The following is a 13492-nucleotide window of genomic DNA, read 5'->3' as shown; positions in this document are numbered from 1 at the left end:
CGAGGGGATGGGATCGAGAGTCTCGGCGATCGCGTCGAGACGCGCGATGAGCGGCACGAGGTCGCCCGGTGACGAGAGCGCCGCTGAGGCCAGAGCCATGAGCCGGTCCCCCGCCGGCTGCTCCGGGACGACCCGAAGGGTCGGCTCAGGGGCACGAGCGACGAACCGGAGGTTGACGCTGCTACCCGCCGGGAGGTCGACCGCGCTCCTCGCCCGAACCGTCTCACCTCGAAGCTCGAGGAGAAGGGTGCCATCGTCCCCGGCCTCGACCACCCGGCCCGCGATCTCCTCACCCAGAACCAGATCGGCCAGCACCCGGCCCGCACGCGGGCTGCCCTTCAGCGAAAGCTCAAACGCAGCCGCGAGCGGGTCGCGGCCGACAGCAAGGCGGACCTCGGACGGCTCCATGGCGCTCGGACCCTTTCCCTATCGTAATCGGCAGGCGAACGGCGGCTTCGGAGTGGAGGATCAGCGGGTGGCGGAGGGCGTGTCCATCCCCGCGAACTTGTACCCCTGGCCGTGGACGGTCAGGATGTAGCGCGGGCGCTCGGGGTCCTGCTCGAACTTCTGCCGGAGCCGGAGGATGTGGGTGTCCACGGTGCGCGTCGTGGGAAAGTGCTCGTAGCCCCAGACCTCGTCCAGGAGGCGCTCGCGGGTCAGGACCTCGCCGCGGTGCTCGACCAGGTAGCGGAGCAGGTCGAACTCCTTGCGGGTCAGCCGGACCTCCGTGCCCGCCTTGAAGACCTGCCGCGCCCGGAGGTGGAGGCGGACGTCGCCGAAGGCCACCTCCTCGAACTTCTGCCGGGGGCCCGGCCGGCGGAGCACGGCCCGTACCCGCGCCAGCAGCTCGCGGAGCGCGAACGGCTTCGTCACGTAGTCGTCGGCGCCCAGCTCGAGCCCGAGGACCCGGTCCAGCTCCTCGCCGCGCGCCGTCAGCATGATCACCGGGACGTCGATCCGCTTCTGACGGAGGGCCCGGAGCACGTCCCAGCCGCTCATCTCCGGCATCATGACGTCGAGCACGATCAGGTCCGGCACCTCGCTCAGCGCCAGCGCGAGCCCGTCCCGGCCGTTGGTCGCCGCGAGCGTCCCGTACCCCTCGAAGCGGAGGTTGTCCTCGAGCCCCCGCACCATCTCGGGCTCGTCGTCCACGATCAGGATCCGGGGCACCGGATGCCTCAGCGCGTCTGGGGCTCCAGGGGAATCCAGAGCGTGAAGCAGCTCCCTTCCCCGAGCCGGCTCTCCACCGTCACCCGCCCGCCGTGGGCCTCCGCGATGTGGCGCACGAGCGCCAGCCCGACGCCGCTGCCGCGCCGTCCCTGCGTCTCGCTCCGCCCTACACGGTAGAACTTCTCGAAGATCCTCCCCTGCTCCTCCGCGGGAATCCCGACTCCCTCGTCAGCCACCGACAGCGCAAGGTGGCCGACCCGCGCGACGGCTTCCACCCGGAGCGCCTTCCGGCTCGCCGAATACTTGATCGCGTTGTCCACGAGGTTCGCGAGCGCCTGGCCGACCGCGTCGGCGTCCATGGGGACTTCGGGGAGACCGGGTGCCACGCTCACCTCCACCTTGAACCCCTGCTGGGTGAGCGGGTAGCTGAACGCCTTCAGGGTCTCGCCGATGAGCGGCTCCACCGCCGTGGGCGTCATGACGTATGCCCGACGGCCTCCCTCGATCCGCGAGAAGTCCAGGACGTTGTCGATCAGCCGGGAGAGGCGCTCGCTCTCCCGCGTGATCACGCGGTAATACTCCTGGCGCTTGGCCTCGTCACCCACCCGCCCCAGCTCGAGCGTCTCGCCGAACATCCGGATGAGCGAGAGCGGCGTCTTGAGGTCGTGCGACACGTTCGCGACGAAGTCGGCTCTGAGCCGTGCCATGTCGGTCTCGCGGCGCACCACGCGATAGGTTGCGACGAGCCCGACCACGATCACGAGCAGCAGGAGGCCGAAGGCGACGGTGAAGATCACGACCTGGCGGCGGACCGCGTCGCGCGGGGACATCCCGTGGGGCCGGTAGAGCGCGACCCGCCAGAACGGGAGCGCCTCGCCGAAGCTCACAGTCACGACCCGCTCGGCCCGATCGAGCGGCTGGCGACTGTAGACCGGCCGACCCTCGCGGTCTACGACGGCGAGGATGCTCGGCCCCTCGAGCGTGCCGAGGGTCCGGGCCAGGATCTCCCGCCGGAGCGCCTCGGGGTCCCAGGAGAGCGCGGCGAGCACCGGGGACTTGCCCGGGACCCTCAGGACCGCGGCCAGGACCACGTGATCGCCCACGAGCAGGCGACGCCTGCCGCCCCGCTCCCAGAATCCGTACGGGATCTCGGCCAGGAGCCCCGAGACGATGCCCGGGTCTGCCCCGGTGCCGGGCAGCGGGAAGAGGAGGTGGGCCTCGCGGTCGAGGAGATGGAGCTGCCGGATCAACGGCGCGGAAGCCAGGAGCTGCGCGAGGGAGGCAGGGGCAAAGTCAGGGCGTTCCAGGCTCGACTGGATCCGCCCCAGGAGCTCGTCCTCGGCGCGGACGAGGACCATCTCCACCTTCTCCGCCGCCATGGCCGCCATGTCCCGGGCCTGCTCCCTGAACAGCAGCTCGGCGGAGGTTTCCCACTGGCGGAGCGAGAGGTAGCCGAGGACGGCCAGGATGGCGGCGGGAAGGACGATCGCCAGGAGGGCGAAGGCGGAGAACCGGGCCAGCGGCGAGCCCGGGCGGATCGTCATCCCCCCTCTGCCAGGAGGCGCCGGATCACGGACTCGGTCTCGGCGTAGGCACCCTCACCGATGTGTTGGTAGCGGACGATCCCCTTCCGGTCCACCAGGACCGCCGTCGGCCACGCCCAGACGCCGAACCGCTTCCAGATGGCGTAGTCGTTGTCCTGCACGACCGGGTAGAGAATCCCGAACCGTTTCGTCGTCGCCACGACCTTCTCGTAGGGCTTCTCCCAGAAGAATTCAGGGGTGTGCACCCCCACGATCGTCAGTCCCGCCTCCGCGTACTTCTCGTGCCAGACCCGCAACTGCGGGATCACGTTCTGGCAATTGATTCAGCCGTACGTCCAGAACTCCACGAAGATGACGCGGCCGCGGAGCTTCTCGCGCGACAGCGGCTCGCTGTTGATCCAGGACGCCCCGGTGATCTCGGGCGCGGGGAGCCCGACCCGGGCGCCGCGCTGGGCGCCCGCACCCGGAGGCAACGCCAGCCCGATCAGGAGCGCGAGCGTCGCCGCGGCCAGCCGCCCCGGCGTCACGGCGGCGTCCTCCCGGGGGCGCCGCGCAGGCGCCCGATGGGGCGCATCTCGGCCGCGGCGTCCGCCGCCCGGCCGCGCCGCCCCGCGAGGCGCCGGCCCCAGTCCACCACACGGGCCCCGAGCAGGACCACCAGCACGCAGGCGTACCAGTACGGGTCGTCCACGCCTTTCTTGGCGAGCCACAGGTAGTGGAGCACTGCCAGCACGCCGACGACGTAGACCAGCCGGTGAAGCCGCCGCCAGGTCTGCCCGCCGAGGCGCTTCACCATGCGCGTCGTCGAGGTCGCGGCGAGCGGCACGAGCAGGGTCAGCGCGAGCACGCCGACCGTGATGTACGGGCGCTTCATGACATCGGCGAACATCTGAGGCCAGTCGAAGAAATGGTCCAGGACGATCCAGACAGCGAAGTGCAGGCACGCGTAGAAGAACGCGAAGAGCCCGAGGAGGCGCCGGAGGCTGAGCTGCCAGGAGATCCCGAACAGGAGGCGGAGCGGGGTCAGCGCCAGGGCCGTGAGGAGGATCCGGAGCGTCCAGTCGCCGAGCGTGCGCGTCACGTGATCGATCGGGTTGGCGCCGAGGCCGTCGGCGTGGAACTCATAGAGGAGGCGCGCGAGCGGGAACAGGCACGCCGCCCACACCGCCGCCTTCAGGACGATCCGAGCGCGCCGGGACATGCGGCTAGTAGTACTTCCGGAGGTCCATTCCGGCGTACAGCGACGCCACCCGGTCCGCGTAGCCGTTGAACATCAGGGTCTTCCGCCGGCGAAACTCGCCGATCCGCCGCTCGGTCGCCTGGCTCCAGCGGGGGTGATCCTCGGACGGGTTCACGTTGGAGTAGAAGCCGTACTCGTGGGACGCGGCTTTCTCCCAGGTCGCCCGGGGCTGCTCGCTGACGAACCGGATCCGGACGATCGACTTCGCGCTCTTGAACCCGTACTTCCACGGTACGACCACGCGCACCGGGGCCCCATTCTGGTTCGGCAGCACCCGCCCGTACAGGCCGAACGTCAGCAGCGTCAGAGGGTGAAGGGCCTCGTCGAGCCGCAGCCCCTCCACGTACGGCCAGTCGAGCGAGGAGAAGCTGAAGAGACCCTTCCGCTGTCCCGGGAACTGCTCCGGGTCCAGGAGCGACGTGAACTCGACGAAGCGCGCCTGGCTCGTCGGGTCGACCCGCTTGATGAGCACCGCCAGCGGGTACCCGATCCACGGGATCACCATGGACCACCCCTCGACGCAGCGCAGCCGGTACACGCGCTCCTCCAGCGGGGCAAGCCGCATCAGCTCGTCCACGTCGTACCGCCGCGGACGCGCGACGAGCCCGTCCACCTGGACGGTCCAGGGACGCGGCCTGAGCATGTGCGCCAGCCGGGCCGGGTCGTCCTTGTTGGGCCCGAACTCGTAGAAGTTGTTGTACGTGGTCACGCTCTCGAACTTGGTCGGCGGATCATCCACCGAGAGCTCAGCGCTGCGCTTGGCCTCGAGCGGCTGCGCCGGCGGCGGGGGCGCCGCCGCGGCCGCGCCCGGCGGCGCAAGCGCCAGCGCCGCCACGCCGATCATGAACGACCGCCGGTTCAGGTAGACCGCGGCGTCCGTGATCTCCGACGATCTGATGTCCGGGGCACGCCGGATCAGCATACGTCCCTCCTGAAGATCTATTCGGGCCTCGCCTCGTGGCGGGCCTGCCTCCCGGCATGGCCGACGCCCCTCGGCTCGAAGAACTACCCGGGCCTCGCCTCGGCTCGAAGATCTACTCGGGTCTCACCTCGTCGCTGGCGCAGGCGATGAAGCTGCCTGCGCCGAAGCGCCTCGGCTCGAACGTCCACCCGACACGCGGAATCGCCCAGCATGGAGTGCAAGGCCGACCTGAGCACGGCCAGCCGGGCGGGCTCCTCGACACCGACGCGTTCGACGTGGGTGGCGAGCGCCTCGACCGTTTCGCGAAGCCGCCGGGCCATCGTGTCCGCAGAGCCCAGGCGACTGCCGAAAAACCCTGGGTCCACCCGATTAGTGTACTCGAGCCTGCCCCTCGCCGTCATGCGGGTGACGGAGAAAAGCCCTGGGGCGCGAGCCTGAAGGCCTTGGCGAACTTGCTGGCGAAGGTCTGGTACCCGACGATGAACGCCAGCTCGACGATCTCGCCATCGGAGAAATGCTCCGAGAGCCGGCTCACGCACGCATCGGACACGTCCGCATCGTCACGACTGATCAGCTCCGCGAACTCCAGCGCCGCCTTCTCGCGCTCCGTGAACGCTCCGCTCTCCCGGTACGAGCCCAGGGCGGCCAGCTTCTCGGCGGGGATCCCGGCCTTCACGCCGACGGCGTGCCGGATGTCCATTCAGTACGGGCTCCCGTAGAGCGTCGCCACCTGGACGTTGAGGAGGGCCCGAAGCTGCGCGTCGATCGTCCCGAACCACTCGATGGCGCCGTAGAGGCCGCCGAGCCCCAGCATCAGCGGGACGCGATGCGCCATGAGTCGCTCGGGGGTCGGCACCTTGCCGAACATCCGCTCGCCGATCTTGTAGAATGTCCGGACCGCCGGCCCGGGCCGTTCGGTCTCCTTGAGGTATTCCATCGCCGTCACCTCCGCGGCGGAGTACGGTGAAGCCTGCGCCGCGCCACCGTTCACGGCGCGAGGCGCCGCACCTCCGCCAGCAACTCCTCGTTGGTCAGGACGCGCACGGGGTCGTCGAAGATCCGCTTGAAGCGGACGACACCCTGACGGTCGATGATGAAGTACGACCGCTTGGCGAGGTTCCAGGTCTCGTCGAGAACGCCGTAGCGCCGGATGACCTGTCGCTTCTCGTCGCTCAGGAGCGGGAACGGGAGCCCGAGGTGGACCTGGAACTGCCGGTGCTTGGCGGGAGCATCCACGCTCACGCCGAGGATCTCGGCGCCGGCCTCCCTGAACTTCGCGTAGCCGTCCCGACGGGACGCCAGATCGGCCTCTCAGGCCCTGAGGAAGTCGCCGAGGTAGAAGTGGAGCACCACGACCCGCTTTCCGGCGTACTGGCTCAGGCGTACCGGCTTGTCCGGGGTACCCGGCAGAGCGAAATCGGGAGCCTTCTCGCCCACCTCGACGGCCGACACCGGGAGGGCGAGCCCGCCCAACAGGAGCGCGGCGAGAACGAGCGCCGGGAGGCGCCGTCTCACTGTTTCTTCTCCATCGTGTCTTTGTCCGCCTCCATCATCCCGTCCCCTCGCCTCATCATGCCACCGCCCTTCATCATGCCCTTGTGTCCACCCAGCATAGTCCCCGCACACCGGGTGAACAAGGGAAGGGCGCCCTCCCCGGCCGCGCGACGCAGACAGCCCACCGGTCGGGAAACGGCAACCCGGCGTGGCGCCGCGCGGACTCGTATGCGCCCTACGGGGCCTGCCGTGAAACCTCCTCCAGCATCTTTGTGACGTCCGCGAGCATCTTCATGGTCTTGTCCATGCCCATGGCGTCCATCATCATCTTCTTCGACTTCATCTTCGTTTCAATGTCGGATACGATCTTCTTGATCTTGCTGAGCTGGTCCATCAGCTGCTTCTCCGTGACCTCCGCGTAAGCCGGCGAGCCCACGGGAACGGGCGTCCCGGCGAAGAGCACGGCCAAGCCCAGAACACCCACCATCAGGATGCTCGACACAGTTCGCTTCATGGGTCCCCTCCTTGGGTTTCGTTTTCGACTACCCGAGCCGCCAGAACGCCGGATTTCTCCGCTTGCGCCCACCTCCTCACCCCTCAGGTTTCTGCCCCCCACCGTAACCGCCGCGCGCCAGGCAATTGTCACAGGACTGTCAAATGTTGGTAAAACATGCCCGGCGAGGCACCAGGGCAAGATGCGAGCGACGGCAGGTACCGAAACGGGGTGAGAGCCTCGCGAACCGGCGAGCCCCGGGCTCAGACGGCGGCGACGACGGCGATCTCGACCAGATATTTGGGCGAGGCCAGCCTCGCTTCCACGGTGGCCCGCGCCGGCGTGTTGGCGGGATCCACCCAGGCGTCCCAGGCCGCGTTCATCTCGTCGTAGGTCCCCATGTTGGCCAGCCACACCGTGGCGGAGAGGAGCTTCGACTTGTCGCTGCCGACGGCTTCGAGGAGCGCGTCGATCTTCTTGAGGATCTGCTCGGTCTGGCCGCGCGTGTCGGCGGACGGATCGCCCGCCACCTGGCCGGCGAGGTACACCGTGTTCCCGTGGACGACGGCCTGGCTCAGGCGCCGTCCGACGCCGTGACGTTTGATGGTCATGCCCCGCTCCCTCCTCTGATCACTTGAGCGGAACCGCGACGTAGACGCGCGGCTGGGTCCCCACGACGCGCGTCGTGTGGCCACGGCCGGTCAGATCTTCTGCCAGCATCACATCACCCGGACCGAAGCGCCGCACGGTCCCGTCGCCGATCTCGATCTCCACCTGGCCGGACAGCGTGATCACGTACTGGCGCCGTGGGGCCGGGTGCCAGTCCTGGACGTGGCCGGCGGGAGCGCGGCGAAAGACGATCCCGGTGGCGTTCTGAAGCGCGGTCGCCTCCGCGTCACCGGCGCGCTCGAACGGCACCTCCACCTCCCCGAAGTGCGACTCTCCGTCCGATCCCGTGTACAGTCGAACGATCTTCATCTCTCCGGCTCCTTCCTCTCGGGAGAACGGCCACAACTGGCGCGAAGCCTGGTTCCTCCGGGAAGCCCGTTGAGCAGGGACTAACGCTGATTCCCGGATGATGTGAGCCTGGCGACTTCGACGAGGTTCGAGTGCAGGGCCGGGCCGCCGCCCAGGTCGGTGACCCGGTCCGAGGTCAGCACGTTCACGCCGCGGCCGCCCGGCGAGAACTTGTGCCACCAGATCCCCTCCACCACCGCCACGCCCGGCCGCGTGTCCTGGGTGACGACCGTCACGAATCGCGCCTGACCCCGGTCGTTGAAGACCCTGACCAGCTCCCCGTCGGCGATCCCCCGCGCCGCAGCATCCTCGGGATGGAGGAACACCGTCGGCCCCTTCTGGCGCCGCCTGAGCAGCTCCGACTGGCTGAAGCTCGAGTTCAGGAAGAACTTGTTCGGCGGCACGAGGAGCTGGAGCGGAAAGCGCCCGGCGAGCGCCGCGTTCTCGGGCCCCTCGACGAGCGGGCTATACGTGGGGAGCGGCGGCAAGCCCTGGGCGGCGAGCCGAGCGGAGTAGAACTCCACCTTCCCCGACGGCGTCGGCGCCCCGTCGGCGAAGGGCAGATACGGACGCCTGACGCCGAGTCTGACCGAGCGCTCCTCCCTCAACCGCTCGTACGTGATCCCCCGAAGCGCGGGGTGGTCCGCGTCGAGAACCTCGCCGATCAGCTCGGCTTCAGTCTTCTCGAAGTGCGGGTCCTTGAGCCCGAGGGCGCGCGCGAGGAGCCCGAACACCTCCCAGTTGGACCTGGCCTCGCCCTCAGGCGCGATGACCGGCTCGGCCAGCTGGAGGTAGAGATGCCCGTAGGACTTGTAGAGGTCGGTGTGCTCCATGGACGTGGTGGCTGGGAGCACGAGGTCGGCGTAGTCCGTCGTGTCGGTCAGCATCTGCTCGTGGACGACCGTGAAGAGATCCTCCCGACGGAAGCCCTCGAGGACCAGCTCCTGGTTCGGACACACCGCCGCCGGGTTAGAGTTGTAGACGTAGAGCGCCTTCACCGGCGGCATGAGATCCGGGTCGGTGAGGACGCGGCCGAGGTGGATCATGTTGATCACGCGGGGCGCGGACCCGGGCATGAGGTCGGGGCGCTCGAGTGCCGCCTGGTTGAGCGGGAAGGAGCCCGAGGAGGAGAGGAGCGCGCCGCCCGCGGGGTGGGCATAGGCGCCGGTGAGGGCGGGAAGGCACGCGAGGGTCCGGCAGGTCATCCCGCCGGTGTCGTGCCGGGAGAGCCCGATCCCGACGCGGATGAAGCTCGCGCGGGTCCCCCCGTAGCGGCGGGCGAAGTCCACGATCTCCGCGGACGTGAGGCCCGTGATGCGAGCCACCGTGTCCGGGTCGTACTGCCTCACGTGCTGGGCCAGCCGGTCGAAGCCGAGCGTCGCTCGCGCGATGTAGTCGCGATCGATCAGGCCCTCGGCGATCAGCACGTGCATCACCCCGAGCGCGAGGGCGGTGTCGGTGCCCGGCCGCGGCATCAGATGGAGGTCGGCCTCCTTCGCGGTTCGCGTCCGGTAGGGATCGATCACCACCAGGAACGCCCGGCGCTGCCGCGCGCGCTTGACGAAGGTCATGAGGTTGACGTGGGTGTAGGCGGCGTTGATCCCCCAGAGCACGATCAGGTCCGAGTGGACCATCTGCTCCGAGTCGTTCCCGCCCACCATCCCGAGCGTCGCCCGCCACCCGGCGTAGGCAGTGGCAATGCAGATGGTCCGGTCGAGCCGGCTCGCCCCGAGCGCGTGAAAGAACGCGTGCCCGGCGTAGTACTGGACCAGCCCGAGCGTGCCGCCGTAGGAGAACGGGAGGATCGCCTCGGCGCCCCAGCGCGTGATGATCTCGCGGAAGCGCCGGGTGATCTCTTCGACCGCGTCGTCCCAGGAGATTCGCTCGAACCGGCCCTCGCCCTTCGTACCGACGCGGCGCATCGGGCTTAGGACGCGGAGGGACGAGTAGACGCGCTCGGCGTAGTCGTGGACCTTGCCGCAGATCACGCCCTGGGTGAAGGGGTGGTCAGGGTTCCCCGCGACCTCGGTGATGCGTCCGTCCTCGAGGGTGACGAGCAGGCTGCACGCGGACGGGCAGTCGTGGGGGCAGACTGACGACCGGCGCTCCAGCATGGTGATGCCAGACTAGCACAGCCGCGGTGCGCGCGTCATCGGGCCGCGTCGAAGTTGCACGGCGCCTGGCGCCGTCCGGGGTATGATAGGGCCCATGAGCCCGGCAGCCTTGAAGCCGTTCCGCGAGCGCCCGGAGGCGCGGCGGCTGGCGCTGATCTTCGCGGTGGTCTACTTCGCCCAGGGGATGTGGTACCTCCCGAACCTGTCGATCACGTTCCTCCTGAAGGACACGCTCGGGCTGAGCGCGGCCCAGACCGCCGCGTTTTTTTCCATCACGGTCATTCCCTGGCTCGTCAAGCCGGTCTACGGTCTGGTCTCCGACTTCCTACCGCTCTTCGGCCGTCGGCGGAAGAGCTACTTCCTCCTGACGTCCGGGCTCGCCGCCGCGATGGGGTTCACCCTCGGCATGATGCCGTCACACACGTACTGGGGCGTGGCCGTCTTCTTCACGCTGATGGGGTTCGGCCTCGCCTTCACGGACGTGCTGACCGACGCGATGATGGTAGAGAACGGCCAGCGGCTCGGGCTCACCGGCACGTTCCAGGCGGTGCAATGGGCCGCCATCTCGGTGGCTTCGATGCTGGTGGGGATCGGGGGCGGCTGGCTCGCCCAGCACAAGCCGCTCCAGGTGACCTTCATGATCGCCATGGTCTTTCCCGCGATCTCCTTCTGCATGGCCGTCTGGGCCATCCGCGAGCCGCGCGTGGAAGCCGGCGGGCAACGGTTCCGGGAAACGTGGCTGGCCATCCGCGGGACGCTTGGCTCGCGCCCGCTCTGGATCGTGGCCGGCTTCATCTTCTTCTACAACTTCAGCCCCTCCTTCGGTCCCGCGCTGACCTACTACTCGACCGACGTGCTCCGCTTCTCCAAGCTCTTCCTCGGCACCCTCGACTCCCTCCTGTACGCCTCCGGCGCGGTGGGCGCGGCCCTCTACTTCGCCCTCTGCCGGTCCATCCCGTTCAACCGGCTGATCCACTTCGCCATCGGCGGCGGCGTGACCGCCACGCTCGCCTACCTGGGCTACGTGGGCCCCGTCTCGGCGGTCGCGATCGCCCTGATCTTCGGCGCCGTCGGCATGATCATCCAGCTCACCATCCTGGACCTGGCCGCCAAGGCCTGTCCCAAGCAGGCGGAAGGGACCTTCTTCGCGCTCCTGATGTCGGTCTTCAACGGCGCCGTCCAGGTCGGCCAGATCAGCGGCGGGTGGCTCTACGACCAGTTGGGCTTCACGAACCTGATCCTGATCAGCGCGGCCTTCACGGCGCTCTGCTGGCTCCTGGTGCCACTGCTCAATGCGCGGCAGTACGACGCCGCGCGGCAGGCGCCGGAGGCCGTTCCGGCGAGCGGCTGAGAGTCCGCGCAGCTTACATCCCCTCCCCCGGCTCAGGCTCGGCTCTGACCCGCTCGTAGCTGCGGCGGAGCCAACCGAGCGCCCGGCCGAGCCCCGCGCTCGACTCCAGCCGATACTCCACCCAGCCGCGGCGGGCAAAGCGGCGATGCGGCGTGATGCCCGGAGTCCGGAGCGCGCGGGCCTGGTCCTCGGGGGAGAGCCGGATCCAGAGGTCGGTCTCCTTGGCTCGGAGCGGGAAGCAGCCGAAGAGTTGGCTCCCTACGAAGTAGCCCCAGCGCCCGAACATGGGCGTGATCCTGACGCCTGGCCAGGTACCCACGGCCTCGTTCAGGCGCTGGGCGATGCCGCTCCCGCCCGACGCGATCGTCCGACGGAGCCGCCGGCCCTTCCCTGTTCCCCGCAGCCGCATGCGAGCGCTCAAACTTCGACGACGATCCGCGTGTCGGTCGCCTCCACGCCCCGCACCCTGTGGATTCGCCTGAGGACAAGTTGACCCAGGGCTCTGGGGGTCGGCGCCTCGACAAAGACGATCACGTCCGGACGCCCCCAGCAGGCGTGCGCCGACTTGACGCCGCCGAGCCGGGCGATCGCCTTCGCCACCGGTTCCACCTTTCCCGGCGTCGCATACACAAACACGTACGCTTGCGTCGCCATGGCTCACCTCCTGATCTCACGCATCTCGGACACGTAACCTGGCCCGCGCGTTGTCAGCGCCAGGTCGGCTTCTCCTCCTCCGGCCGGTTCTGGAACTGCTCGGCATTCTCCCGCCACGTGAAGCGGTAGCGGATCTTGCGAACGCTGTCGCTGTTCGGCGTGGCCACCCGCAACGTCGCCTTCTGGCCGGGCTCGATCCTTGCGGGCCGGAGCACCGTATGCTCCAAGCTCACGAGCTGGTCGAAGAAGGTATAGAACTCCACCGAGACCTCAGCCCCATCCACCCGGCGAGGAGAGATGTTTTCGACGAGCGCGTCGACGACGAGGAAGACTCCGACCCGGTAGGCGCGATCCTGGACGACCCGCAGGGCGGTCGTCCCAGCTCGCCCGGCACCGGCCAGAGTATGAACACCAGCAAGAGAAGGCTCGCCCAGCGTTCCCACCGATCCCTCATGACTCCTCCCTCCCTTCCCCCCGCCCCAAGTCTACAACCCGAACGGGCATCTGGGCAGTCCCCGGCCAGGTAGCGCGTCAACGACTTGACCCGAACGGCTGTTGGCGGGACAATCCCTCCCAGAGCAGGTCGCTGTAGGGGTAGGGTGGTAGAAGTCAACCGTCCCCGGTTTCCCGACTCCAGGTAGACCACACGGGGTTAGCCGGTTCACACCCCGTTTCTGAGCCCAGGCAGGACCCTCTGCTGTCTCTCCCCCTTGCTGCTCCGAAATGCTGCTGGCCTCGGCGGAGGGGTCGGAATGTGGGACAAAACATTCCCGTGGGTGCGGGGCGTTCTCGGACAAACTCCCGAGAAACGCCCTCGTGTGGAAATCAAGCGGGGAGTCCGAGAGGAACTCCTCATCCTTATCGACGGACAGCTTGCGAGCCTGACCCGTCAAGAAACTCTGCCGGCACTCAAAGCCGCGGGCCCGCCCGTCGTTCGGGCATTGTGTGACGTCCTCGAGACCGGCAGCACGGAGGCCCGCGTGGAGGCCGCGTGGCTCTTGGGGCAGATGGGATCGAAGGGCGCGATCCAGGCTCTCGCGCGAGTGATCGAAGGGGCCTGCTGGCGTGGGGAGCCCCCCGTCGTGCTTCGGCGCACGACCGAGGCGCTCATGCGCCTCGGCGCCCCGGGCATTCAGGCCTTTGCCGGGGCAATTCGGGCCCTGGCACCCGACGACCTGACCCGGCTCCTGCTGATCCGCCACGCCGTGGAACGACTCCTCACCGCCTCACCACCGCCTTCTCTCTCCCGTCAGATCATCACGGCCTGGCGCTGGGCCCTGACCGTCTACCTCCGACGCCTCGAGCGCCTCGACCGGCTCAGCAAGGCCGACAAACTGAGCATCGAGCGGGTCGTCCTCGAGGCCTACGGGGTCTCCCTCAAGGCAGAGCGAGAAGCCATTCCGAGACTAATCGAGGCCCTGAATCGCTATCCTGCCCACGCCGCCGACCGCGCCCATCTCGCCAGTTAGGGATCGTTAGGAAATAACTGATTG

At 68.7% G+C, this 13492-nt stretch carries 20 protein-coding genes; 2 read left to right on the top strand and 18 right to left on the bottom strand.

Annotated features, from left to right (window positions below):
* Positions 1–468 precede the first annotated feature (468 nt).
* The 15 genes from HY726_15925 to HY726_15855 form a co-directional block, all read right to left on the bottom strand.
* The gene (locus HY726_15925; GenBank protein ID MBI4610486.1) at positions 469–1170 is read right to left on the bottom strand and encodes a response regulator transcription factor; all 702 of its coding nucleotides are present in this window, start codon (positions 1168–1170) and stop codon (positions 469–471) included.
* Between the two features lie 8 nt (positions 1171–1178).
* Positions 1179–2714 carry a hypothetical protein gene (locus tag HY726_15920; protein ID MBI4610485.1) on the bottom strand — a complete coding sequence of 512 codons (1536 nt, stop codon included), beginning with the start codon at positions 2712–2714 and terminating at the stop codon, positions 1179–1181.
* On the bottom strand, positions 2711–3022 hold the full coding sequence (locus HY726_15915; protein MBI4610484.1) for a redoxin domain-containing protein: 312 nt from the start codon (positions 3020–3022) through the stop codon (positions 2711–2713). Before HY726_15915 ends, HY726_15920 begins: the two co-directional genes overlap by 4 nt.
* Positions 3023–3037: 15 nt before the next feature.
* Complete coding sequence (locus HY726_15910; protein MBI4610483.1) at positions 3038–3241, bottom strand: hypothetical protein; 204 nt, start codon at positions 3239–3241, stop codon at positions 3038–3040.
* The gene (locus HY726_15905; GenBank protein MBI4610482.1) at positions 3238–3915 is read right to left on the bottom strand and encodes a sulfoxide reductase heme-binding subunit YedZ; all 678 of its coding nucleotides are present in this window, start codon (positions 3913–3915) and stop codon (positions 3238–3240) included. The genes HY726_15910 and HY726_15905 overlap by 4 nt, the downstream gene beginning before the upstream one ends.
* Before the next feature lie 4 nt (positions 3916–3919).
* Positions 3920–4876 carry a protein-methionine-sulfoxide reductase catalytic subunit MsrP gene (msrP, locus tag HY726_15900; GenBank protein MBI4610481.1) on the bottom strand — a complete coding sequence of 319 codons (957 nt, stop codon included), beginning with the start codon at positions 4874–4876 and terminating at the stop codon, positions 3920–3922.
* Between the two features lie 83 nt (positions 4877–4959).
* Complete coding sequence (locus tag HY726_15895; GenBank protein ID MBI4610480.1) at positions 4960–5196, bottom strand: hypothetical protein; 237 nt, start codon at positions 5194–5196, stop codon at positions 4960–4962.
* A gap of 77 nt (positions 5197–5273) precedes the next feature.
* Positions 5274–5576 (bottom strand): hypothetical protein, encoded by a 303-nt coding sequence (locus HY726_15890; protein MBI4610479.1) that lies wholly within the window; start codon positions 5574–5576, stop codon positions 5274–5276.
* On the bottom strand, positions 5577–5813 hold the full coding sequence (locus tag HY726_15885; protein ID MBI4610478.1) for a hypothetical protein: 237 nt from the start codon (positions 5811–5813) through the stop codon (positions 5577–5579).
* Positions 5814–5863: 50 nt separating this feature from the next.
* The gene (locus HY726_15880) at positions 5864–6118 is read right to left on the bottom strand and encodes a peroxiredoxin family protein (protein ID MBI4610477.1); all 255 of its coding nucleotides are present in this window, start codon (positions 6116–6118) and stop codon (positions 5864–5866) included.
* Positions 6119–6187: 69 nt separating this feature from the next.
* A complete protein-coding gene (locus tag HY726_15875) occupies positions 6188–6391 on the bottom strand; it encodes a redoxin domain-containing protein (GenBank protein MBI4610476.1) in 204 nt (67 codons plus the stop codon).
* 214 nt (positions 6392–6605) lie between these two features.
* Positions 6606–6884, bottom strand: a complete 279-nt coding sequence (locus HY726_15870) for a hypothetical protein (GenBank protein ID MBI4610475.1) — start codon at positions 6882–6884, stop codon at positions 6606–6608.
* Positions 6885–7126: 242 nt separating this feature from the next.
* Positions 7127–7474 carry a RidA family protein gene (locus tag HY726_15865; protein MBI4610474.1) on the bottom strand — a complete coding sequence of 116 codons (348 nt, stop codon included), beginning with the start codon at positions 7472–7474 and terminating at the stop codon, positions 7127–7129.
* Between the two features lie 19 nt (positions 7475–7493).
* Entirely contained in the window at positions 7494–7841 is a 348-nt protein-coding gene (locus HY726_15860) for a hypothetical protein (protein ID MBI4610473.1), read from the bottom strand.
* 80 nt (positions 7842–7921) lie between these two features.
* Positions 7922–9994: a molybdopterin oxidoreductase family protein gene (locus HY726_15855; protein MBI4610472.1), complete on the bottom strand. Its 2073-nt coding sequence runs from the start codon at positions 9992–9994 to the stop codon at positions 7922–7924.
* 94 nt (positions 9995–10088) lie between these two features.
* On the opposite strand from HY726_15855, the gene HY726_15850 reads away from it, so the two are divergent.
* A complete protein-coding gene (locus HY726_15850) occupies positions 10089–11345 on the top strand; it encodes an MFS transporter (GenBank protein MBI4610471.1) in 1257 nt (418 codons plus the stop codon).
* Positions 11346–11358: 13 nt separating this feature from the next.
* Here the strand turns inward: HY726_15850 and HY726_15845 are convergent, their stop codons facing one another.
* From HY726_15845 to HY726_15835, 3 genes are read right to left on the bottom strand one after another with little or no spacing between them, the layout of a single operon-like run.
* On the bottom strand, positions 11359–11754 hold the full coding sequence (locus HY726_15845; protein MBI4610470.1) for an MmcQ/YjbR family DNA-binding protein: 396 nt from the start codon (positions 11752–11754) through the stop codon (positions 11359–11361).
* Positions 11755–11762: 8 nt separating this feature from the next.
* Positions 11763–11999, bottom strand: a complete 237-nt coding sequence (locus HY726_15840; protein ID MBI4610469.1) for an Lrp/AsnC ligand binding domain-containing protein — start codon at positions 11997–11999, stop codon at positions 11763–11765.
* A gap of 53 nt (positions 12000–12052) precedes the next feature.
* The gene (locus HY726_15835; GenBank protein ID MBI4610468.1) at positions 12053–12442 is read right to left on the bottom strand and encodes a hypothetical protein; all 390 of its coding nucleotides are present in this window, start codon (positions 12440–12442) and stop codon (positions 12053–12055) included.
* 309 nt (positions 12443–12751) lie between these two features.
* Between HY726_15835 and HY726_15830 the strand changes: the two genes are divergently transcribed.
* Positions 12752–13468 (top strand): hypothetical protein, encoded by a 717-nt coding sequence (locus HY726_15830; protein MBI4610467.1) that lies wholly within the window; start codon positions 12752–12754, stop codon positions 13466–13468.
* Positions 13469–13492 lie beyond the last annotated feature (24 nt).

Source organism: Candidatus Rokuibacteriota bacterium, from assembly GCA_016209385.1.
In the GTDB taxonomy this organism is placed as follows: Bacteria; Methylomirabilota; Methylomirabilia; order Rokubacteriales; family CSP1-6; genus JACQWB01.
This window is presented reverse-complemented; position numbering and strand designations above follow the sequence as displayed.

Coding starts and splice junctions, on each gene's coding strand:
- HY726_15840 (MBI4610469.1), bottom strand. CDS start 11,999: ATGGCGACGCAAGCGTACGTGTTTGTGTATGCGACGCCGGGAAAGGTG.
- HY726_15850 (MBI4610471.1), top strand. CDS start 10,089: ATGAGCCCGGCAGCCTTGAAGCCGTTCCGCGAGCGCCCGGAGGCGCGG.
- HY726_15860 (MBI4610473.1), bottom strand. CDS start 7,841: ATGAAGATCGTTCGACTGTACACGGGATCGGACGGAGAGTCGCACTTC.
- HY726_15865 (MBI4610474.1), bottom strand. CDS start 7,474: ATGACCATCAAACGTCACGGCGTCGGACGGCGCCTGAGCCAGGCCGTC.
- HY726_15885 (MBI4610478.1), bottom strand. CDS start 5,813: ATGGAATACCTCAAGGAGACCGAACGGCCCGGGCCGGCGGTCCGGACA.
- msrP (MBI4610481.1), bottom strand. CDS start 4,876: ATGCTGATCCGGCGTGCCCCGGACATCAGATCGTCGGAGATCACGGAC.
- HY726_15830 (MBI4610467.1), top strand. CDS start 12,752: ATGTGGGACAAAACATTCCCGTGGGTGCGGGGCGTTCTCGGACAAACT.
- HY726_15905 (MBI4610482.1), bottom strand. CDS start 3,915: ATGTCCCGGCGCGCTCGGATCGTCCTGAAGGCGGCGGTGTGGGCGGCG.
- HY726_15855 (MBI4610472.1), bottom strand. CDS start 9,994: ATGCTGGAGCGCCGGTCGTCAGTCTGCCCCCACGACTGCCCGTCCGCG.
- HY726_15890 (MBI4610479.1), bottom strand. CDS start 5,576: ATGGACATCCGGCACGCCGTCGGCGTGAAGGCCGGGATCCCCGCCGAG.
- HY726_15870 (MBI4610475.1), bottom strand. CDS start 6,884: ATGAAGCGAACTGTGTCGAGCATCCTGATGGTGGGTGTTCTGGGCTTG.
- HY726_15920 (MBI4610485.1), bottom strand. CDS start 2,714: ATGACGATCCGCCCGGGCTCGCCGCTGGCCCGGTTCTCCGCCTTCGCC.
- HY726_15895 (MBI4610480.1), bottom strand. CDS start 5,196: ATGGCCCGGCGGCTTCGCGAAACGGTCGAGGCGCTCGCCACCCACGTC.
- HY726_15845 (MBI4610470.1), bottom strand. CDS start 11,754: ATGCGGCTGCGGGGAACAGGGAAGGGCCGGCGGCTCCGTCGGACGATC.